19 protein-coding genes are annotated in these 20,330 nt (G+C 61.1%); 11 read left to right on the top strand and 8 right to left on the bottom strand.

What is annotated here, in order from left to right:
- Positions 1–38: 38 nt before the first annotated feature.
- Positions 39–359 (bottom strand): PsiF family protein, encoded by a 321-nt coding sequence (locus tag U5O12_RS19520; protein ID WP_322580252.1) that lies wholly within the window; start codon positions 357–359, stop codon positions 39–41.
- Positions 360–498: 139 nt separating this feature from the next.
- On the opposite strand from U5O12_RS19520, the gene argS reads away from it, so the two are divergent.
- The 9 genes from argS (at position 499) to U5O12_RS19475 (ending at position 9,429) form a co-directional block, all read left to right on the top strand.
- Positions 499–2,196, top strand: a complete 1,698-nt coding sequence (gene argS / locus U5O12_RS19515) for an arginine--tRNA ligase (RefSeq protein ID WP_322580251.1) — start codon at positions 499–501, stop codon at positions 2,194–2,196.
- A 69-nt stretch (positions 2,197–2,265) separates the two neighbouring features.
- Positions 2,266–2,922 (top strand): SPOR domain-containing protein, encoded by a 657-nt coding sequence (locus U5O12_RS19510; RefSeq protein WP_322580250.1) that lies wholly within the window; start codon positions 2,266–2,268, stop codon positions 2,920–2,922.
- 70 nt (positions 2,923–2,992) lie between these two features.
- Entirely contained in the window at positions 2,993–3,646 is a 654-nt protein-coding gene (locus U5O12_RS19505) for a thiol:disulfide interchange protein DsbA/DsbL (protein WP_322580249.1), read from the top strand.
- A gap of 94 nt (positions 3,647–3,740) precedes the next feature.
- Positions 3,741–4,673: an exopolyphosphatase gene (locus tag U5O12_RS19500; protein WP_322580248.1), complete on the top strand. Its 933-nt coding sequence runs from the start codon at positions 3,741–3,743 to the stop codon at positions 4,671–4,673.
- Between the two features lie 75 nt (positions 4,674–4,748).
- The gene (gene lptA, locus U5O12_RS19495; RefSeq protein ID WP_322580247.1) at positions 4,749–5,357 is read left to right on the top strand and encodes a lipopolysaccharide transport periplasmic protein LptA; all 609 of its coding nucleotides are present in this window, start codon (positions 4,749–4,751) and stop codon (positions 5,355–5,357) included.
- Positions 5,354–6,130, top strand: coding sequence for an LPS export ABC transporter ATP-binding protein (gene lptB / locus U5O12_RS19490; protein WP_322580246.1), 777 nt, complete (start codon positions 5,354–5,356; stop codon positions 6,128–6,130). Before lptA ends, lptB begins: the two co-directional genes overlap by 4 nt.
- Positions 6,130–7,743 carry an RNA polymerase factor sigma-54 gene (gene rpoN / locus U5O12_RS19485; protein ID WP_322580245.1) on the top strand — a complete coding sequence of 538 codons (1,614 nt, stop codon included), beginning with the start codon at positions 6,130–6,132 and terminating at the stop codon, positions 7,741–7,743. Before lptB ends, rpoN begins: the two co-directional genes overlap by 1 nt.
- Entirely contained in the window at positions 7,740–9,005 is a 1,266-nt protein-coding gene (locus U5O12_RS19480) for a class I SAM-dependent RNA methyltransferase (RefSeq protein ID WP_322580244.1), read from the top strand. The genes rpoN and U5O12_RS19480 overlap by 4 nt, the downstream gene beginning before the upstream one ends.
- The gene (locus U5O12_RS19475) at positions 8,998–9,429 is read left to right on the top strand and encodes a putative toxin-antitoxin system toxin component, PIN family (RefSeq protein ID WP_322580243.1); all 432 of its coding nucleotides are present in this window, start codon (positions 8,998–9,000) and stop codon (positions 9,427–9,429) included. Before U5O12_RS19480 ends, U5O12_RS19475 begins: the two co-directional genes overlap by 8 nt.
- 10 nt (positions 9,430–9,439) lie before the next feature.
- Here U5O12_RS19475 and U5O12_RS19470 read toward each other — a convergent pair whose 3' ends face one another.
- The 3 genes from U5O12_RS19470 to U5O12_RS19460 all read right to left on the bottom strand — a co-directional run bounded on the left by U5O12_RS19470 (position 9,440) and on the right by U5O12_RS19460 (position 15,545).
- Positions 9,440–12,124, bottom strand: a complete 2,685-nt coding sequence (locus U5O12_RS19470) for a PAS domain S-box protein (protein ID WP_322580242.1) — start codon at positions 12,122–12,124, stop codon at positions 9,440–9,442.
- Positions 12,125–12,266: 142 nt separating this feature from the next.
- Positions 12,267–13,847, bottom strand: a complete 1,581-nt coding sequence (locus tag U5O12_RS19465; protein ID WP_322580241.1) for a methyl-accepting chemotaxis protein — start codon at positions 13,845–13,847, stop codon at positions 12,267–12,269.
- A gap of 69 nt (positions 13,848–13,916) precedes the next feature.
- On the bottom strand, positions 13,917–15,545 hold the full coding sequence (locus U5O12_RS19460; protein WP_322580240.1) for an FMN-binding glutamate synthase family protein: 1,629 nt from the start codon (positions 15,543–15,545) through the stop codon (positions 13,917–13,919).
- A 54-nt stretch (positions 15,546–15,599) separates the two neighbouring features.
- On the opposite strand from U5O12_RS19460, the gene U5O12_RS19455 reads away from it, so the two are divergent.
- Positions 15,600–16,409, top strand: coding sequence for a UPF0149 family protein (locus tag U5O12_RS19455; RefSeq protein ID WP_322580239.1), 810 nt, complete (start codon positions 15,600–15,602; stop codon positions 16,407–16,409).
- 65 nt (positions 16,410–16,474) lie between these two features.
- Here U5O12_RS19455 and U5O12_RS19450 read toward each other — a convergent pair whose 3' ends face one another.
- From U5O12_RS19450 to U5O12_RS19440, 3 genes are all read right to left on the bottom strand, one after another.
- Entirely contained in the window at positions 16,475–17,083 is a 609-nt protein-coding gene (locus tag U5O12_RS19450) for an outer membrane protein (RefSeq protein ID WP_322580238.1), read from the bottom strand.
- 80 nt (positions 17,084–17,163) lie between these two features.
- A complete protein-coding gene (locus tag U5O12_RS19445) occupies positions 17,164–17,883 on the bottom strand; it encodes an SDR family NAD(P)-dependent oxidoreductase (protein ID WP_322580237.1) in 720 nt (239 codons plus the stop codon).
- A 1-nt stretch (position 17,884) separates the two neighbouring features.
- Complete coding sequence (locus U5O12_RS19440; protein WP_322580236.1) at positions 17,885–18,844, bottom strand: alpha/beta hydrolase; 960 nt, start codon at positions 18,842–18,844, stop codon at positions 17,885–17,887.
- Between the two features lie 146 nt (positions 18,845–18,990).
- Between U5O12_RS19440 and U5O12_RS19435 the strand changes: the two genes are divergently transcribed.
- A complete protein-coding gene (locus U5O12_RS19435) occupies positions 18,991–19,815 on the top strand; it encodes a substrate-binding periplasmic protein (RefSeq protein WP_322580235.1) in 825 nt (274 codons plus the stop codon).
- Between the two features lie 21 nt (positions 19,816–19,836).
- On the opposite strand, the gene U5O12_RS19430 is transcribed toward U5O12_RS19435, so the two are convergent.
- Entirely contained in the window at positions 19,837–20,274 is a 438-nt protein-coding gene (locus U5O12_RS19430; protein WP_322580482.1) for a CinA family protein, read from the bottom strand.
- Between the last annotated feature and the right edge of the window lie 56 nt (positions 20,275–20,330).

The following is a 20,330-nucleotide window of genomic DNA, read 5'->3' as shown; positions in this document are numbered from 1 at the left end:
CCCGCAACGCGGCGGGCTTGACAGGGCGGAGGCGGCGCTTATTTGGCGCTCAGGCACTCGCTCATGAATTTCTTGCGCTCGTCGCCCTTGAGATCTTTGGTCTTCGCGTCCGCGTTGCAGGTCTTCATCTTGCTTTGCTGGCTGGTGCCGGCGTCCGCTGCGGCGGCTGCAGGCTTGGCGCTCAGGCACTCGCTCATGAACTTTTTGCGCTCGTCGCCCTTGAGGTCCTTGGTTTTGGCGTCGGCATTGCAGGTTTTCATCTTGTTCTGCTGGGCGGTGGGGGCTTTGTCTTCAGCGGCGTGTGCACCGCCAACTGCCAGAGCCAGACCCAATGCCAGGAGGGAGACCAGTTGTTTCATCAGAAGTCCTATCAAAAAGATGGCAGCTCAGCCGCCGTTGCAGAAAAAACCCTAGCTGTAACAAGCATATAACGAAAAGTGCGCGTGTCCGTTGACGGCCATTCCCCGGGCTTTCCCGGGGCACCCGTAAAATCGCCCGATGCTCACCGTCAAACACGATCTCCTGCAGGCGCTGGCCGCTTGCCTGGAAAAACTCTCCCCCGGCGCAGGTGCCAAGGCCGCTTTTGAATCCCCCAAGGTGGCAGCGCATGGCGATTTCGCGACTACCGCGGCCATGCAGCTGGCCAAACCCCTGAAGATGAACCCCCGCCAGCTGGCCGAGACCCTGCGCGCTGACCTGTTGGCAACGCCCGTCTATGCGCAGTGGGTGCAAGACATTGATATTGCGGGCCCCGGCTTTATCAACATCCGTCTCAAGCCTGCAGCCAAACAAGCAGTGGTGCGTGAGGTGCTGGGTCAGGGCGCGCGCTTTGGTTACCAGCCGGAGAGTGGCAAGCCAGTCCTGGTGGAGTTTGTGTCCGCCAACCCGACCGGCCCCTTGCACGTGGGCCACGGCCGCCAGGCTGCGCTGGGCGACGCCATCAGCAACCTGTTTGCCAGCCAAGGCTACAAGGTGCACCGCGAGTTCTATTACAACGATGCGGGCGTGCAGATTGACACCCTGACCAAGAGCACCCAGTTGCGTGCCAAGGGCTTCAAGCCCGGCGATAGCTGCTGGCCGACTGACCCGGACAACCCGGAAAGCAAGGCCTTTTACAACGGGGACTACATTGCCGACATTGCCGAAGCGTTCAAAGCCAAGGCAACGATCAAGGCCGATGACCGCGAATTCACAGCCAATGGCGATGTGGACGATTACGACAACATCCGCCAGTTCGCCGTGGCCTACCTGCGCAATGAGCAGGACAAGGATTTGCAGGCCTTCAACCTCCACTTTGACCAGTACTACCTGGAGTCCAGCCTGTACACCAGCGGGCGCGTGGAAGCGGCAGTGAACAAGCTGGTCGCCAACGGCAAGACGTACGAGCAAGACGGCGCACTGTGGCTCAAGAGCACGGACTATGGCGACGACAAAGACCGTGTCATGCGCAAGAAGGATGGCAGCTACACCTACTTTGTGCCGGATGTGGCGTACCACATCGCCAAATGGGAGCGTGGTTTTGCCAAGGTCGTCAACATTCAGGGCACCGACCACCATGGCACCATCGCCCGTGTGCGCGCTGGCTTGCAAGCGGCCGATGTGGGCATTCCCCAAGGCTACCCCGACTACGTACTGCACACCATGGTGCGTGTGGTCAAGGGTGGCGAAGAGGTCAAGATCAGCAAGCGAGCGGGCAGCTATGTGACCTTGCGCGACCTGATCGAGTGGACCAGCAAGGACGCCGTGCGCTTCTTCCTGCTGAGCCGCAAGCCCGACACCGAGTACACCTTTGATGTGGACTTGGCCGTGGCCAAGAACAATGACAACCCGGTCTACTACGTGCAATACGCCCACGCGCGCATTTGCTCGGTGTTGGCGAGCTGGGGTGGTGATGTGGTCAGCTTGAAGGGCGTGGACCTGTCTGCTTTGGAGAGTCCGCAAGCGCAGGCTTTGATGCTGTTGTTGGCCAAGTTCCCCGAGATGCTGAGGGCTGCCACTGAAGATGAAGCACCGCACGATGTGACCTTCTACCTGCGCGAACTGGCTGCCAGTTACCACAGTTACTACGATGCCGAGCGCATCTTGGTGGACGAAGAAGCCGTGAAGCTGGCCCGCCTGGCATTGGTCGCAGCCACTGCGCAGGTGCTGCACAATGGCTTGGCGGTGTTGGGTGTGAGCGCTCCGCAAAAAATGTGAGACTTGGATGCCAGACCACTTGGGTATCCATGTGATCTGCCCCCTACTGATGAATTGAGAAAGCAGCACATGAAGTTTGAACGCGGCGGAACCATTGTGGGTTTCATTGTGGGCGTGGTGGTGGGCCTGGGCGCAGCCCTGGCCGTGGCGGTCTATGTCACCAAAGTGCCTGTGCCCTTCATGAACAAGAGCCAGAGCCGAAGTGCCGATCAGAACGAGGCCGAAGCCCAGAAGAACAAAAACTGGGACCCCAATGCCATTCTGTATGGCAAGAACCCGGCGCCTGCGGTACCGCCGGCCACTGTGCCAGCCTCTGCGGCGTCGTCGGCCAAAGGCAAGGTGGAGGCCAAAGTCGAAAGCAAGGTAGAGGCCAAATCCGATGCCAAGGCGGCCAAACCGGATGCCAAGGGTGAGGTCAAGCCTGCCGTGTCGGCAGATCCTTTGGGAGATCTTGCCAAAGCCAAAACCGCTGCGCCGGCAGACGCTGATGCGTTTGTCTACTTTGTGCAGGTGGGAGCCTTCCAGAAGGCGGAGGATGCTGAGAGCCACCGTGCCAAGCTGTCCTTGAGCGGCATCGAGACCAAGATTTCCGAGCGTGAACAGTCGGGCCGTCCGGTGTTCCGGGTGCGTGTGGGGCCCTTTGACAAGAAGGACGAGGCTGACAAAGCCAAGGAGAAGATGGACAAGGCCGGCATGGAGACCGCCTTGGTCCGTGTGCAGCGCTAAGCGCTGGCCGAAAAGGAACTTTCCCGGGTGGAGCCCTGTCCCACCAGCCTATTTACACAGTGAGATGGACATGAAACGACGCGAATTCACGCAGATCAGTACCAGCGCAGCCCTTGCTACGGCGACCTTGTGGGCTGGTTCCGCCCAGGCCCAAGCCAGCAAGCCCAAGGCTGGCACCGAATACCAGGTCTTGGATCCTCGTGCGCCCGTCGAGGCAGGTGCTGGCAAGATTGAGGTGGTGGAGTTCTTTTGGTACAACTGCCCGCATTGCAATGCGTTTGAGCCCACGCTGCAGGCCTGGATCGGTAAGCTGCCCAAAGACGTTGTGCTCCGCCGAGTTCCGGTGGCCTTCCAAGACAGTTTTGCGCCGCAACAGCGCTTGTATTTCACCTTGGAAGCCATGGGCCTGGTCGAGAAATTACACGCCAAGGTGTTTGCGGCCATCCACGTGGAGAAGAAGAACCTTGCCAGCGGCGAGGCGATTCTGGAGTGGGTAGCACAACAAGGCGTGGACAAAGCCAAGTTTGTGCAGCAGTACAACTCGTTCACCGTGGTGACCAAGGTCACCAAGGCCACGCAGCTCCAAAATGCCTACAAGGTCGAGGGCGTGCCGGCACTGGGTGTGGCCGGGCGCTACTACACGGATGGCTCCATGGCCGGCAATATGCAGCGTGCCCTGCAAGTGGTGGATGTGCTCGTAGCCGACGTTCGCGCGGGTCGCTAAGCCTTCGGTTTTTTCCGCCAAGAATGGCGCAAGCCCACAAAGTGCGGGGCTAGAATGGTTTGGCACCCATTCAACCTTTGTGGAGACTGTTCCCATGGCGCACCCAAAATTCCGGCTTGTCACCCGCAGCGACTTTGATGGCTTGGTGTGTGCGGTCCTGCTCAATGAGATGGACCTGATCGACGACATCAAGTTTGTTCACCCCAAAGACATGCAAGATGGCAAGGTGGAGGTGTCTGACCGTGACATCACCACCAACCTGCCATATGTGCCTGGGGTGCACTTGGCGTTTGACCACCACGAATCCGAAACGGTGCGCAACACCGGTGAGCGCCCCAACCACATCATCCTGCCCAACGCGGATTCAGCTGCGCGCGTGGTGTTTGACCACTACGGCGGCGCCAGCCGCTTTCCGGCACGCTTCCACGACATGATGGAAGCGGTGGACAAGGGCGATTCAGCCCGGTTCAGCCATGACGAAATCATGAACCCCACGGGCTGGGTGTTGCTGAACTACCTGATGGACTCGCGCACCGGCCTGGGCCGCTTCCGGGAGTTCCGAGTCAGCAATTACCAGTTGATGATGGACCTGATCCAGTATTGCCGTAACCACGGCATTGACGAGATCCTGCAACTGCCTGATGTGGTGGAGCGCGTGGAGCTGTATTTTGAGCACGCGGCCAAGGCCAAGGAGCAACTGCTGCGCTGTTCTACTGTGCATGGCAATTTGCTGGTGCTGGACCTGCGCAACGAAGACACCATCTTTGCGGTCAACCGCTTCATGGTCTACGCGCTGTTCCCGCAAACCAATATCTCCATCCACGTGTTGTGGGGCCTGCAAAAGCAAAACACTGTGTTTGCTACTGGCAAGTCCATTACCAACCGCAGCTCCAACACCAATGTGGGCGAGTTGATGCTGAGTTATGGCGGCGGTGGACATGCCAATGCAGGCACCTGTCAGGTGGAGAACGAGCGCGCTGCGGACGTCTTGCAGGCGCTGATCAACAAAATTAACGCGGACGGCTAAACCCGCCAAGGCACGAAATGCGCTGAGCGCTCGGTACAATGGCCGAAGCGCTTTTCGAGCAAGTTTCGTGCCTTTATGAAAAAACCCCTTTTGTCGGTGTCTTTGTGGCTGGTGATGGCCAGCGTGGCGGGCCACGCGTGGGCCGAAAAAGCCGATCGCAACAAGCCCATGAACGTGGAGGCCGATGCCCTGCGTTATGACGACCTGAAGCAGGTGAGCGTCTTTACGGGTAACGTGGTGCTGACCAAGGGCAGTATCACCATTCGCGGCGCCCAGCTGGAAGTGCGCCAAGACCCTGATGGCTACCAGTTTGGTGTCGTCACCGGTTCTGCCGCGACCCCTGCGTTTTTCCGCCAGAAGCGCGACGGGCTCGACGAATTCATTGAAGGTGATGGCGAAACCATCGAATACGACGGCCGGGCCGATACCGTGCGTTTCATCAAAAAAGCCCAGCTGCGCCGCTTTCGCGGTGCCACGCTGGCCGACGAGGTGACCGGCGCCAGCATCCTCTACGAGAACCTGAGTGACCGCTTCACCGTGGACGGCGCACCCAAGAGTGCGAGTGCACCAGCAGGCCGCGTGCGTGCCATGCTGACGCCCAAACCCGATACGCCTGTGCCCGCAGTACCCCAGCCCAGTCCTGCATTGCGTGCCACGCCACAACTTGAGAAAGCCGCCCAGTGAGCGCGCCCACCCAAGAAGCCGCGGACACCAGCACCGGGCGGCTGGAAGCCCGGCATTTGCAAAAGTCCTACGGCAAACGCCAGGTGGTCAAGGATGTATCGCTGGCCGTGCGCACCGGTGAAGTGGTGGGCCTCTTGGGTCCCAACGGCGCTGGCAAGACCACCTCGTTCTACATGATCGTGGGTCTGCTGCGTGCCAGCGCGGGCGACATCACCATCGACGGCCAGTCCATCGAACACATGCCCATCCACCGCCGTGCGCGCCTGGGGCTGGGTTATCTGCCGCAAGAGGCCTCGATATTCCGCAAGCTGAATGTCGAAGACAACGTGCGCGCCGTGCTGGAGCTGCAACGTGACGAGGCCGGCGAACCCCTTAAATCGGCTGAGATTGAAACGCGCCTCACCGCCTTGCTGCAAGACCTGCGTGTGGAACACCTGCGCGAGTCACCCTCGCTGGCCCTGTCGGGCGGTGAGCGCCGCCGTGTGGAGATCGCCCGGGCCCTGGCCACGCGGCCGCGTTTCATCCTGCTGGACGAGCCCTTTGCAGGTATTGACCCGATTGCGGTGATCGAGATCCAGCGCATCATCAATTTCCTCAAGGGCCGTGGCATTGGGGTGCTCATCACCGACCACAACGTACGCGAAACCCTGGGCATCTGCGACCACGCCTACATCATCAGCGACGGCCATGTGTTGGCACAAGGCACCCCTTCCGAGATCGTGAACAACGCCGATGTACGCCGTGTGTACTTGGGCGAGCACTTCAAGATGTGATGAAACAGGGGCTGTCTTTACGCGTTTCCCAACACCTGGCGCTCACGCCCCAGCTGCAGCAGTCCATCCGTCTGTTGCAGCTCTCCACGCTGGAGCTGAGCCAGGAGGTGGAGCAGATGCTGGACGAAAATCCGTTTCTGGAGCTGACCGAGGACCGGGCCGAGCGCGAGGACTTTGGGCTGAACACCGTGGATGCCACCGTTAGCGAGGGAGATCGCCTGTCGGAGAGCAGCGAAGCAGAGTATGCTCCTAATTCTGTAGCTGACTACGCAAGCTCCACAAGCGCTAGCAGCGCAAACGATGATGAAGCCACGCCGCTGAGCAGCAGCGACGAGCCCAACTGGGAAGGCGACGGCACCACCGAAATGACGGCGGACGACGGCGAATGGGGCGTGGACGCGAAAGCCAAGGCCAACAACCTGGGCGACGACGAAGAGAAGGATGCCACCGAGCTGGCGCGTTCCGCCGAATCGCTACAGGCCTTTTTGCACCGCCAGGCCCTGAGCCTGCGCACCAGTGCCACCGATGCTGCCGCGCTGCGCTTTCTGATTGAGTCGCTCAACGACGACGGCTATCTGGAAGACCCGCTGGAAGAACTGGCACGCAGCCTGAACCCTGGCGACGAGGAGCAGCTGCAAGACCTGGTGCACCACTTCACCGTGGCGCTTGGCCTGCTGCACAGCCTGGAACCCGTGGGCGTGGGCGCGCGCGACCTGGGCGAATGCCTGCGCCTGCAAGTGCGCCATTTGCTGATCCTTGCCGAGGAGGACGGCGAGGATGACAAGACCGAGGTGCTTCAGGTGGCGCTGGGCATTTGTGGCAAGCCCATGGACCTGCTGGCGCGGCGCGACATCAAGCGCCTGGTGCAAATGGGCGTGGGCAGCGACGCGCTGGTGCGCGAAGCCATTGCGCTGATCGCGCGGCTGGAGCCCAAGCCGGGCCGCCGGTTTGTCGATGTGGAGCGCAACATCATCGTGCCCGACGTGCTGGTGGTGGCGATTGGCAAGGTTGGTGGCATTCCGAAGTTTCGCGTGCAGCTCAACCCCGAAGTGATGCCGCGCCTCAAGGTACACGACATTTATGCCAACGTGCTGCGCAACCACCGTGGGGGGCGTGACGGTGCCGGCCACGCCGCGTTGCAGCAGCGCCTCCAAGAAGCGCGCTGGTTCATCAAGAACATCCAGCAGCGTTTTGACACCATCTTGCGCGTGAGCACGGCTATCGTGGAGCGGCAGAAAAACTTCTTCACCCACGGCGAGCTGGCCATGCGCCCGCTGGTGCTGCGCGAGATTGCCGATGAGCTGGGCCTGCACGAGTCCACCATCAGCCGCGTGACCACGGCCAAGTACATGGCCACGCCGTTTGGCACCTTCGAGCTCAAGTACTTCTTTGGCTCGGGCCTGGGCACCGAGAGCGGCGGCAACGCGTCCAGCACCGCCGTGCGCGCGCTCATCAAGCAGTTCATTGCCTCCGAGAGCAGCAAGAAGCCCTTGAGCGACAACCAGATTTCCGACATGCTCAAGGAGCAGGGCATCGAATGCGCCCGGCGCACCGTGGCCAAATACCGCGAGGGCCTGAAGATCGCCCCCGCCTCCCTTCGCAAAGCGTTATGAACCAACTGACCCTTTTTCTCCCCTGCGCCGCGGGCGTGGAGGAGTACCTGGCGCCGGAGATTTTGCAAATCACCGGCCTGCCCCCTGGCTGCGTGACCAAGCAGCGCGGCGGCGTGGCCGTGCGCACCTCGTTTGCGCACGCCATGTTGCTCAACCTGTACAGCCGCCTGGCCCAGCGCGTGCTGGTGCTGGTGTCGTACACCGAGTACCGCAGCGAACAGGACCTGTACCGTGCCGGCCTGCAGGTGCCGTGGGAGCAGTGGTTCACACCGCGCGAGAGCATCAAGGTCGAGGTGACTGCCCAGCACAGCCCGTTGACCTCGCTGAACTTTGCCGCGCTGAAAGTGAAGGACGCCGTGTGCGACCGCTTCCGCGAAGTGGCCAACGGCGTGCGCCCCGACGTGAACACCCAGTGGCCCGATGTGCGCATTTACGCCCACCTGACCACCGACAGCTGCTCGCTCTACATCGACACCTCGGGCGAGCCGCTGTTCAAGCGCGGCTGGCGCGAAGACAAGGGCGATGCCCCGCTGAAAGAAACCCTGGCTGCTGCCATGATTGCCGCCAGCGGCTGGGCGTCGGGCGACGAGGACCTGATGCCGCTGTACGACCCTTGCTGCGGCAGCGGCACCGTGGCGATTGAGGCCGCGCAGATTGCCTGCAACATTGCGGCCGGTTCCCTGCGCCGCTTTGCATTTGAGAAATACCGCCCCTTCCGCAGCCAGGAATGGGCCGACATGAAGGCCGAGGCTGCTGCCAATGTGGTCAAGCCCGAGCCTGGTCAGGCCGCGCTGATTTACGGCAGCGATGTGTCCCACCGCATGGTGGACTTTGCCCAGCGCAACGCCCAGCGAGCGGGTGTGGCCGACGTGATCGAGTTCCGCGGTGGCGACGCGCTGCAGCGCATGCCCCCGATTGAGGGTGGCGGCGTGATGGTGCTGAACCCGCCCTATGGCGAGCGCATTGGCATTGGCGGCGTGGCCGGAGAAGGCGAGGGCGCCCGCTTTGGTGCGCGCGACGTGGCGCAGACCGACGAGGGGGTGGACTTCTTCAACCAACTGGCCAGCCACTGGAAGAAAAACTACAGCGGTTGGACTGCGTGGGTGCTTACGCCGGATCTGAAATTACCGAGCAAGATGCGCCTCAAAGAATCGCGCCGCGTGCCCATGTGGAACGGTCCGCTGGAGTGCCGCCTGTTCAAGTTCGACATGGTCAAGGGGCGCCTGACCAAGGGTGCTGCAGCGCAAGAGCCCAATGACTGAGGCTGTTGCCGGTGGGGTGGGCCAGATCATCCTGGACACCAACATCGTGCTGGACCTGCTGGTCTTTGACGATGCCGCCACCGCGCCGCTGCGCGAAGCCCTGAACAGCGGCCGCCTGCAGTGGATTGCCACAGTCCCCATGCGCGACGAGCTGGAGCGCGTGCTGGCCTACCCGCAGATCGTCAAACGGCTGGCCTACTATGGCCTGAATGCCGGTCAGGTGCTGGCCGCGCGCGATGCCCAGGTGCAGACCGTGGACGTGGCGCCCAAAGCCAGCGTGACCTGCAAGGACCCGGATGACCAGAAGTTCATCGACCTAGCTGTTGCCCAGCGCTGCCTGGTGCTGAGTAAGGATCAGGCCGTGCTTTGTATGGCAAAACGGCTTCTAGTCCTTGGTGCGTGTGCGCGAGCAGCTATCGAATAGATAGCGATATTCACAAAGGTGCGGGGGCGCTGTGGGTAGGTGCCTGAATGGGTACGTTCAGCACAAAACGTGTGCCGATGCCCACTGTGCTGTCGGCCGCAATGCTGCCGCCCAGCACATTGCTGACCAGGTTGTAGACGATGTACAGCCCCAGGCCGCTTCCACCACGTCCTAGTTTTGTGGTGTAAAACGGCTCAAACAGATGTTGCAGGTTGGCTGCCGCAATACCGCAGCCGTTGTCGGAGTACTCCAGCACAACGTTGTCCCCCTCTTGCCGCGCGTGAATGTGGATGTTGCCTTGAGCCCGTCCTTCAAAACCATGGTTGAGGCTATTGGTCAGAAAATTCGTCAGCACTTGCTCCAAGGGGCCGGGGTAGCTGTCCAAAGCCACGTCCAGAGGGATGTCCAGCGTCACCGCATGGGGCGAGTTTTTAAACAGGGGCCGCGTGGTGGTGAGCACTTCATTGACTACCTCCAACAGCACAAAATGGCGCCTGCGGGTGCTGCTTTGATCGACCGCTACCTCCTTGAAGTCGTTGATCAGTTTGGCTGCCCTGGTGGCATTGCGCTCAATCAGCGCGCTGGCTTCCTGCAGGCGTGTGGTTGCCTTCTCAACGTCGGAGCGGCGGGCATTCCCAGAGAGCAATTTCTGGCTGAATGTAGCCACTTCATCGGTCAATGTGGTGGCTACCGCCATCACATTGCCAATCGGCGTGTTGAGTTCATGGGCGACTCCTGCTACCAGGCTGCCCAAGGCCGCAAGCTTCTCTGACTGCACCAACTGGCCCATGGCGTGCTGGAGTTCCGCGTTGCGGGTCTGCACACGCACTTCCAGGTCGCGGTTGAGCTCTTCGAGCGTGGTTTGGGTGCGCTTGAGGCGTGTGACGTCGATCAGGGTTTGGATGGCACCGGTGATCCGGCCTTGTGCGTCGCGCAAGGGGGCGGCACAGTAGCGTATCCACATGCCACGGTTCCGCTCCATATTGGCGAAATAGTCCTCACCCTCCAGCGCGCCCGGAATGATGGGGCTTTCGCGCAATTTATGTCCGTAATAGCGCTCCAATGCTGCGGGCTGTGCGCCATCCACCAGAACATCAAGCAGGCAAGGGCGCGGGCTGGGGTAGATGCCGCGCCAGGTATCGGTCGTGCCAACCACGGCATCGGCATGGACCCCTGTCAGGCGGGTCATATGGGGGTTCCAGAAGGTGATCTGGTGCTGGGCGTTGATCGCAAAGACGGCCACCGGCAAGTTTTGGTACACCTGCTGCAGGCTGTGTTCAAACTCCTTGGCCATCACTTCAGCCTGTTTGCGGTCGGTGATGTCGCGGACGGTGGATACCGTGCGTTGGCCCTGAGCCATCTCGAACCGGGTCATGGAAATTTCGGACCAAAACACGGTACCGTCTTTGCGTCGCGAACGCCATTCGAGAAATTGCGCACCCTCGCGGCGAGTTTTTTCAATCCATGCTTGCGCTTCCTCTGCTCCGTAGCCGGGCTCCGGCGCGCTCAGGTCGATCGGCCGCAGTTGGCCGACCTCTTCAGGTTGGTAGCCAAACAACTGGCAAAAGCGAGTATTGATTTGCACAATCAAACCGCTGCCCCCGTCACGGACCATGATGGCATCCGGGCTGTGGTCAAACAGTGCCTGGTAGTTGCGGGCACTCAGACGCTGCGCTGCTTCTGCCGCATGGCGCACCCGGATGCCATACAGCAGCAGGCCAATGATGACCAGCATGCTGCCAAACAACACGCTGAGCCAAGGCAGGTGCGGGCGCAGAGACTCCATGGCATCTTTGGGGCGTTCCAGCACCGTGGCGGTCGCTGGCAAGCGGCCCAGGTCCACATTCCAGCGCAGCATCTGCGGGTAGTCGAAGGTGGCGTGCGAACTGCCTTCTGCAAAAGGCAGGGGTGTTGGTGCGTTGCCCATGAGTACTTGCACCGCCAAGCGGCCCACGGTCTGACCTTGTTCAAACCCGGAGACGAGAAAGCCGCCCAGCACGCCGGGGCGCATGGCCACATCGCGTGTCACTGCCACGGGTGCCATGGCGGCCGCAGTCCAGAGGTCTGTGGCTTCCTCATGGGTCAACACCCGGCCTTCTGCGTCGCGGTTGAAGGGCAGGGCGAACACCAGGTCGTTGGCACTGAGCTGCCCCAGCCGCCGCTGCACCGCAGCAACCGACAGATTGGTCAAGTACTCGATAGTGGCACCGGGACTGGCAGCCATACGACCGTGCAGGGTTTCCACCTGTGCAAGGCTGGTCCGACTTTGGTCGTGGATCACTACCACCCGTCGGGTTTGCGGGCGAATGCGCAGCATTTGTTGCAGGCTTTCGCCCACATCCAAGTCGTCAAACACCCCTCCCACTGGTTGCGCTTGCTGCAGGGCTGCACGTCGGCTGCTGGATACACCGGAAAACAGGATCGGAGTACCGGGATAGTGTTTGTCACGCAGGCGCAGGGCAAAGTCCAGCGCGTCATCGTCGGCGGTAATCAGCACCGACGGTGCGCGTTGGCCGTACTTGGCCAATAGCAGGTCTTCGGTGAGTTGGTAGTAGCGTGCGCTGGGTTGGACGCGTTTGGTGTCCAGAAAGTCCAGTTGCAACTCGACCGGTGGCGTGAGGGCCTGTAACTGTTCCCGGACACCCGCAATCTGTGCGTCGCTCCAAGCCATGCCTGCGTGGTAAGACGCAATCATGTGGACGCGTGGCAAATCTGCTGCTCGAGCAGGGGCGAACGCACAGCACACGACCAACCAGCAAACCCAACGCATCCAGGGCTGACGTGCGAGGGCGGTTACTGGCGACGGCCGTGTTTGCAGGGAAGTGGGCAAACCATCCTCAGGCCGAGAGTGCCAAGGTATTGTTATTGGCCGCGTGTTCGGGAGACAGTTTGAACACCGCCATCACCTCCACCAAAGCATGCGCCTGGGTGCGCAGGCTGCTGGCGGCCGCGGCCATTTCTTCCACCAGGGCCGCGTTTTGTTGGGTGGCCTGGTCCATCTGGTCCACAGCATGGCCCACTTGGGTCACGCCAGACGCCTGTTCGCCGCTGGCAGCGCTGATCTCTCCTACGATGTCGGTGACGCGGCGGATGGCTCCGACCACTTCGGTCATCGTGCTGCCTGCCTGGTCGACCAGTGCGGTGCCCTGTTCGACGCGCGTGACGCTGGTACCGATCAGCGCCTTGATTTCCTTGGCCGCTTCGGCGCTACGCCCCGCCAAGGCCCGCACCTCGCTGGCCACCACGGCAAATCCGCGGCCCTGCTCACCGGCGCGCGCGGCTTCTACGGCCGCATTCAGGGCCAAGATATTGGTTTGGAAGGCAATGCCGTCGATCACGCTGATGATGTCGGCAATCTTGCTGGAGGCCTCGTTGATGCCTTTCATGGTTTCAACGACTTGGCTCACCACTTCGCCACCCCGGATGGCCACGCTCGAAGCCGTCATGGCCAACTGGTTGGCCTGGGATGCACTGTCTGCGTTTTGCCGTACGGTGGAGCTCAGTTCAGTCATTGAAGCTGCGGTTTCCTGCAAGGCACTGGCCTGCTGCTCCGTGCGGGCAGACAGGTCGTTATTCCCCTGCGCGATTTCCGCGCTCGCCGTGGAAACACCTTCTGCACTGCTGCGCACACCGCCGACCATGCGCGCCAGGTTGTCGCGCATGTCGCGCAGCGCACGCATCATGTCGGCTGTTTCATCCCGGCCTTGAGGCTGGATACGGATGCTCAAGTCGCCCTGGCTAATGGCTTGGGCTGACTCCACGGCCTGCTGGATGGGCCGCGTGATGGAACGTGTAGACAGTACGGCAAAGATCAGACCGATGGCGGCCGAGAGGGCGGCGCCAATGCCAAGAATCCACTGGCCGCTGAGTGCCACTGCCTCTGTCTGGGCGACACCTGCCTTGAGCTGGTCCTCCATGTGGTCTATCAGCACGTCCAGCGACTTGAGATAGGCAGTTGCAAGGGGCAACAAGGTGGCATCCACCGCGGCTGTGACGTCTTCACCCGCCAGTTTCTTTTTCAGCAAATCTGCGCGTGGTCCCCGATAGGCTTCCCGTGTCTTGCCAATCTCACCAAACAAGGCCTTGCCTTTGTCATCGGTGATCATGGGCTCAAGTTGCTTTTGCAAGCCGCTGATGACTTTGGAGGTTTCATCCATCTCTTTTTGAAGAGCACTCACACGTTCTGTGCTGGATGCATGTAGTGCCGCCGCCGTACGCACCCAGTTGATACGGATGTTTTCTACCCATTTCTGGGTGAGGGATGAGCGTTCGACCTCGACATTGGACAAGTTGTGCACGGCTCCCTTGAGTGAGCCAAGACGCCACATTCCGGTCATGGCCATTAGCCCGGTAATCAACAAAACTACCCCGAAAGCCAGGCCGAGTCTTGCGCCGATACGCAGGTTGGTTCCTATCATGGGGTTTCTCCATCAAGTTGTATACAAGCCACTTTACTCCCAAGTTCCAAAAAGCAAAAGCGGGATAAATCAAGTGAAATCCGGCGCAAATGAATTCGCATTGGCGCGCGGCCAGCTGTGCCGGTAGATCAGGGGCAGGGTGTTGAGTTCTTGGTCGATAAGTGCACGGTTGGGTAGTTGCGTCAGGATCAGCTGCGCGAGGGACTTCACCTTGTGGTCGGTGGAGCGGCGCACGATGTGGTGCGCGGTGATGTCGCTTGGGTGGTTCACACCTGCCGCCTGCACCAGTTCCTGCAACGCGTGCAGGGTTTGCTGGTGGAAGTTGTACACGCGTTCGGCCTTGTCGGGTACTACCAGCGACTGCTGGCGCAGCGGATCTTGGGTGGTGACGCCGGTGGGGCAGTGGCCGGTGTGGCAGTGTTGCGCCTGGATGCAGCCCAGTGCAAACATGAAGCCGCGTGCGCTGTTGCACCAGTCGGCACCCAAGGCCATGAGCCTTGCAATGTCAAACGCACTGACGACTTTGCCCGCGCAGCCCACTTTGACGCGCTCCCGCAGGCCAGCACCGCGCAAGGTGTTGTGCACCAGTAGCAGGCCCTCCTGCAGCGGCGAGCCCACGTGGTCGGTGAACTCCAGTGGCGCCGCGCCAGTGCCGCCCTCCGCTCCGTCCACCACAATGAAATCGGGCGTGATACCGGTTTCCAACATCGCCTTGACCATGGCAAACCACTCCCAGGGGTGACCAATGCAGAGTTTGAAACCGGTGGGTTTGCCACCCGAGAGTTCGCGCAGTTTGGCGATGAACTGCATCATTTCTACTGGCGTGGAGAACGCGCTGTGGGAGGCCGGTGATATGCAGTCCACGCCCACCGGGATGCCGCGTGCCTCGGCAATCTCTGGGGTGACTTTGGGGCCGGGCAACATGCCGCCGTGGCCCGGTTTGGCGCCCTGGCTGAGTTTGAGTTCAATCATCTTGACCTGTGGATCCTGGGCGTTCGCCGAGAACTTGTCGGCGTTGAAGCTGCCATCCTCATTGCGGCAACCAAAGTAGCCAGAAGCCACTTCCCAGATCAGATCGCCCCCATGCACACGGTGGTGGGCCGAGATGGAGCCTTCGCCCGTGTCGTGGGCAAAACCACCGCGCTTGGCGCCTGCATTGAGCGCGAGGATGGCGTTGGCGCTCAGTGCACCAAAACTCATGGCCGAGATGTTGAATACGCTGGCGCTGTAAGGCTGGGCCGTGTCCGCCCCAATGGTGATACGGAAGTCATGCGAGACCAGCTTCGTGGGCGCCACGGAGTGGTTCATCCATTCGTAGCCCTCTGCGTGCACGTCAAGTTGGGTGCCAAACGGGCGTTTGTCAGGCTCGCCCTTGGCGCGCTGGTACACCAGTGACCGTTGGGCGCGCGAGAAGGGGGTGGCCTCGTTGTCACTCTCGATGAAGTACTGGCGAATCTCGGGGCGTACAAACTCCAGCATGAAGCGCATATGCCCAATGATGGGGTAGTTGCGCAGGATGGAGCGCTTGCTCTGGCGCAAGTCATAGACGCCCACGCCTACCAACAGGCCAAACAGCAGAAAGGCCCCCAAGCCTGCGCCCAGCGCCAAGAGGCTGAAAATACTCAGCAGCAGGCCAAACACGCACAGCCCCATGGCGGTGTAGCGGACGGGGAAAATCGAATTGAGCGTGTGGAGCATGAAAAGCCTTTCTTCGGAGGGACAATACCAACCTGCCCTCTTATTGCACAGCTTATGCCAAACCTCACACCTGCGGCCACCGATGCCGCCCCGGTAGATACCCTGAGCCCCGACGACTTTGACGCGCTGGACACCATCCTGGACGATCTGCGCACCCGCAACGACGAAACCCCGCAATGGGAGTTTTGTGAAGGTTTTATGGCCGCGCTGGCCGTATGCCGCCGCCCGATTGCCCCCTCAGAGTCTTTCCCCGCGCTATTGGATCTGGAATATCCGGTGCCTGGCGATGCGGGCGGGTTTGCGAGCGTGGAGCAGGCGGAGCAGTTTGTGCAGCTGTGGACACGCCGCTGGAATGACGTGGTGCGCAGCCTGAAGGTCGAGGTGAAGAGCCTGGACGACGAAACGGCCTACCACCCCGAAGTGATGGACGTGCGCGGCGCAGTAGCCGTCTTGCCCGAAGAAGACCGCGCCGCGATGGCCGACCAAGAGCTACCCTCATTTGCCCAAGTGTGGGCCTTGGGGTTCATGTTTGCGGTGGAGACCTGGCCCGAGGAATGGGCTGCGCCCCGCGACAAAGAGGCCGAGAAGTGGCTGGATGCCGCCCTGCAATCCATCGTGGCCTTGACCGAAGACGACACGGACGAGCCCACTATTTCGGTGTTTGAAGATGACGGCCCGCCCAGCGTGAGCGAACAGCGCATCAACGACTTTGCCGATGCCGTGTGGGCGGTCTACGACCTGCGCGAACTCTGGAGCAGCTTTGGCCCCCGCGTGGAGACCGTGCGCAAGGAAGCCGAACCCGGTCGCAACGACCCTTGTCACTGCGGCAGCGGCAAAAAATACAAGAAGTGCCATGGCGCCTGACGGCGGCTGAGCAATAAAAAAGCCCGCAGCGATGCGGGCTTTTTTGCTATTGCAGAACTACAGGTTTAGAACTTGTAGCCGACGCCAAAGGAAAAGGCACGTGCTTCTGCTTTGGCCTGGGTAGTCAGAGTTGTCACGATCGTTTGATCGTTGTACTTGTTCTGCATGAATTCAGCTTGCAGGTAGACATTTTTGTTCAGCAGCTTCTGGAAGCCAATGCCGTAACCAATGCCGGTAGCGTCTGTTTTGCCAGTGAAAATAGCGGCGCCAGTTGTTTCAAATTTTGCCGCGATGCTCGCTACTTTGCCGTAGATCAGCCAGCTGTCATCCAATGCAATGCCGGGGGCGATGTACACAGAGTAGGCACTTTTGCGCTTGCCAGAGAAAGTTGTGCCGGAGCTGCCAAGGTCAGCGTCGCCCATTTCGAATGCGCCACCGAGACCGAGAACAAACGAGCTGCCCAGAGCCAAGTTGTATTGGGCTTGCACCGAAGCGTTGGTGGATGTCTGGCCGGTTGCCTTGACAAAGCCACCGGCGTTAGTGATGTCTGTGTCGCTGGAGTTTGCGTTGATATTCAAGCCAACGCTAAAGCCTTCAAAATTCTTGGCTTGTGCAAACGCTTGGGGTGTAACAAAGGTGGCGACGATGGCCGATGCGATCAGTAGTTTTTTCATGATTCTGATTTGAAAAGAGATGGGTAAAGGGCTCTCCTCCCGAAAAGCCCATAGGGATTCTACTAGTGCCCGTATGTCCGTCACCAAGGCAAGGGCGTCCCATCGTGGTGGAAAAAACCACCGGATTGCGCGTCGTTTAAGGTTTCCATGACGTGCAGCAAACGCCGTGCTGCTTCGTCCGGTGTTTTCACATCCAAGCCCGTTTTGGCAAAGGGCGCTGTGAGAGAGGTGGCTACCGTGCCAGGGTGCAGGGCCACACACAGGGCGTGGGTGTTTTTGCGCCGCAATTCAATGGCGGCGGTGTGCACCAGCTGGTTGAGGGCTGCCTTACTAGCACGGTAGCTGTACCAGCCGCCCAACTGGTTGTCCCCGATGCTTCCCACCTTGGCGGATAGTGTGGCGAACACCGATTTCCCGTCCCGGGCGAGCAGGGGCAAGAAGTGCTTCATCAGCAAGGCTGGCCCAATCGCATTGATGGCAAAGTGGTGCGCCATGTGGGTGGGGTCGAGTTGTTGCCAGCTCTTCTCCGGCTGGTGGCCGTTTCCGTGCAAGTAGCCCGTGGCATCCACCAGCAGGCGCAAGGGAAGGCCGCTGGCCTTCACGGTTTGGGCGCAGTGTTCTATGCTGCGCTCATCCAGCAAGTCCAGTGCCGGTTGGCTCTGGCGACCCAGGCCCAGCACCTGCGCAAACCGAGCGTCAGCCTCCAAGGTGTGTAGCAAGGCTCGGCCGATGCCCCCGTGTGCGCCCACCACCACGGCCAAGCCGCCCTGGGGAATGCCGGTGTTCTGTGGCGTATCCATATTAGGCGCCCGCACCCGCGGGGTGACGCGACACCCAATCCCGCAACAGTGTGGCTGTGTCCTGTGGCAATTCTTCAGGAATGAAGTGGCCCGCAGGCATGCGCACGCCTGTCACATCGGCAGCGCATTGCGCCTGCCACAACGCCAGAGGATCGAACAGGCGGTTCACCACACCGCGTTCACCCCACAGCACCAGGGTGTCGCAGCGTATCTTTCCTTGCCCGTCTGGCAGTGCCCGGCTGGCGCGGTCATGCTCGAGGTCGATGGAGGCACTGGCCCGGTAATCCTCACACATGGCGTGGATGGTGCCTTCGGCGACAAAACAGCGCTCGTACGCTGCGATGGCCGCGGGCTCGATGTAGCCTACGCCGCCGTACCCCCATCCCCCCAGCTTGGCATGCAGATACGCCAGTGGGTTGCCGCCAATCATGGTCTCCGGCAAGGGGCTGGGTTGGGTCAGGTGGAACCAGTGGTAATAGGCTTGGGCGAATGCAAAGTTAGTGGTGGCGTACATGTCCAGCGTGGGGGCAATATCAATGACGCAAAGCGACAGGACGCGCGAGGGATGGTCCACCGCCAGCCGGTGGGCCACCCGGCCACCACGGTCATGGCCGCACACATGGAACTGCGCCACGTCCAGCGCGTCCATCAGTGCCACGATGTCCTGTGCCATGGTCCGTTTGCTGTAATTGCTGTGGTCGGGCAGGCCGGCGTGTTTGGCGGATTCGCCGTAGCCGCGCAAATCGGGCATCACCAGATAAAAATCGCTTTGCAGAGCCCGGGCCACGCGGTGCCACAGTACATGGCTTTGCGGAAACCCGTGGAGCAGCAGCAAGACCGGGCGATCCGCTGGGGGTGTGCGCGTGACACGGGCGTGGATTCGGGTGCCATTGACGTCCCAGGTGCGGGCTTCGAACGCCTCAAACCAGGGCGGAGATTCGGAGGCGGAGGCAGGCGGCATGGGTTTTAAGGGCGACGAGTGAGGCTATCAGCGTAAACCAGTTTGCGTGCCTGGGGTGTCCTCGGGGTTATGGTGTTTGGGGCCATGTGCTCTGCCGTTGTTGCGCCTATGATGGAACGTCTCCCATCAACAATCAGGTCGTTGGCATGGATTGGCGCTTTGTAGTCGGTGGTGCTTGTTTGGTGGCTGTCAGCTGGGGCTCTGCTCTGGCGCAAGGGCAGTCAGCAGCGGCACGTGCGCCAGACCCTTTGGTCATGCCCTTGCGCTTGGCCACCGGGGAGCTTCCACCCTATGCCACCGCTTCGCGGCCCGACCAGGGTATTGCCTTGGATATTGTGCGCAGGGCCTTTGCCTATGCAGGTTTTGAAGTGCAGTACACCTTCAAACCCTGGACCCGCTCGCTCGAAGAGGCTCGGGCAGGCCAGTGGGATGGCACCGCTTACTGGGGCCGCAATCCGCAGCGCGACAAGGGTTTCCTGATCAGCGACAACGTGCTGACCGAACAGTGGGTCTTTGTGTACCGTGACAATCCCGCTGCCAAAGCCTTTGACTGGAAAACTCTGCCGGACCTGGCTGGCTTGCGCGTGGGGGCCGTGCAGTCCTACACCTACACCCCCGAGTTTTGGCGTCTGCAGACTGCTGGTACCTTGAGCGTGGCATTTGCTGGTGACGACCTGGCCAATTTGCGCCTGTTGTTGGCCGGGCGGCTGGATGTGGTGCCCATTGAACGGAATGTGGCCTGCTACCTCATGGGCGCCCATCTGGTGCCGGCCGAGGCTGCGCAACTGCGCGCCCACCCGCGTCTACTGACCCGCCAGTTCACCACCCACCTGATGCTCAGTGACAAGTTGCCGCAGAGTGCGGCGCGTATGCGGGCGTTTAACCAGGGTTTGCGGATCTTGCAAGGCTCGCACGAGTACGCGGAATTGCTCCACTTGCCCGGTTGCAGCCTCAACCCGCGCGCGCGTTAGGCCTGCCGCAAAACGGGGCAACTACTTCAACAGGACGGCCAATTGGCGCAGGGCATGGTGCACGGTTGCGCTGCGCACCGCTGCGCGGTCGCCCGCAAATTGCTGCACCTCGCTGTGCAGACCGGTGGGCGTGGCCCAGCCAAACCACACAGTACCTACCGGTTTCTCGGCGCTGCCGCCGGTGGGGCCGGCCACGCCGGTCACGGCCACTGCTACCTGGGCTTTGGAGTGTTGCAGGGCGCCTTGCACCATGGCGCGCACCACGAGCTCGCTCACGGCGCCCTGGGTGGCAATCAGTGCGGCGTCCACCCCCAACATCTCGGTCTTGGCGGCGTTGGAGTAGGTGACAAAACCACGCTCAAACCAGACACTGGACCCGGCCAGGTCGGTGCAGGCGCCGGCGATCAGGCCGCCGGTGCAGCTTTCGGCCGTGGCCAACATCCACTGGTGTTTGAGCATCAAATCGGCCACTAGGCCGCATGGGTGTTGCGCGAGCAGCTCCTGATTTGATAGTG

It is taken from the genome of Rhodoferax sp. (assembly GCF_034519335.1).
In the GTDB taxonomy this organism is placed as follows: Bacteria; Pseudomonadota; Gammaproteobacteria; order Burkholderiales; family Burkholderiaceae_C; genus Allorhodoferax.
The sequence above is the reverse complement of the archived record's forward strand: the minus strand, read 5'-3'. Positions and strand labels throughout refer to the sequence as shown.

Bases quoted from the DNA above. Each gene is read 5' to 3' on its own strand.
- U5O12_RS19445 (WP_322580237.1), bottom strand. From the start codon at position 17,883: ATGGATACGCCACAGAACACCGGCATTCCCCAGGGCGGCTTGGCCGTG.
- U5O12_RS19500 (WP_322580248.1), top strand. From the start codon at position 3,741: ATGGCGCACCCAAAATTCCGGCTTGTCACCCGCAGCGACTTTGATGGC.
- U5O12_RS19455 (WP_322580239.1), top strand. From the start codon at position 15,600: ATGCCAAACCTCACACCTGCGGCCACCGATGCCGCCCCGGTAGATACC.
- argS (WP_322580251.1), top strand. From the start codon at position 499: ATGCTCACCGTCAAACACGATCTCCTGCAGGCGCTGGCCGCTTGCCTG.
- U5O12_RS19475 (WP_322580243.1), top strand. From the start codon at position 8,998: ATGACTGAGGCTGTTGCCGGTGGGGTGGGCCAGATCATCCTGGACACC.
- U5O12_RS19470 (WP_322580242.1), bottom strand. From the start codon at position 12,124: ATGATTGCGTCTTACCACGCAGGCATGGCTTGGAGCGACGCACAGATT.
- rpoN (WP_322580245.1), top strand. From the start codon at position 6,130: ATGAAACAGGGGCTGTCTTTACGCGTTTCCCAACACCTGGCGCTCACG.
- U5O12_RS19480 (WP_322580244.1), top strand. From the start codon at position 7,740: ATGAACCAACTGACCCTTTTTCTCCCCTGCGCCGCGGGCGTGGAGGAG.
- U5O12_RS19460 (WP_322580240.1), bottom strand. From the start codon at position 15,545: ATGCTCCACACGCTCAATTCGATTTTCCCCGTCCGCTACACCGCCATG.
- lptA (WP_322580247.1), top strand. From the start codon at position 4,749: ATGAAAAAACCCCTTTTGTCGGTGTCTTTGTGGCTGGTGATGGCCAGC.
- U5O12_RS19435 (WP_322580235.1), top strand. From the start codon at position 18,991: ATGGATTGGCGCTTTGTAGTCGGTGGTGCTTGTTTGGTGGCTGTCAGC.
- U5O12_RS19510 (WP_322580250.1), top strand. From the start codon at position 2,266: ATGAAGTTTGAACGCGGCGGAACCATTGTGGGTTTCATTGTGGGCGTG.
- U5O12_RS19440 (WP_322580236.1), bottom strand. From the start codon at position 18,844: ATGCCGCCTGCCTCCGCCTCCGAATCTCCGCCCTGGTTTGAGGCGTTC.
- U5O12_RS19465 (WP_322580241.1), bottom strand. From the start codon at position 13,847: ATGATAGGAACCAACCTGCGTATCGGCGCAAGACTCGGCCTGGCTTTC.
- U5O12_RS19450 (WP_322580238.1), bottom strand. From the start codon at position 17,083: ATGAAAAAACTACTGATCGCATCGGCCATCGTCGCCACCTTTGTTACA.
- U5O12_RS19430 (WP_322580482.1), bottom strand. From the start codon at position 20,274: ATGCTCAAACACCAGTGGATGTTGGCCACGGCCGAAAGCTGCACCGGC.
- U5O12_RS19520 (WP_322580252.1), bottom strand. From the start codon at position 359: ATGAAACAACTGGTCTCCCTCCTGGCATTGGGTCTGGCTCTGGCAGTT.
- U5O12_RS19505 (WP_322580249.1), top strand. From the start codon at position 2,993: ATGAAACGACGCGAATTCACGCAGATCAGTACCAGCGCAGCCCTTGCT.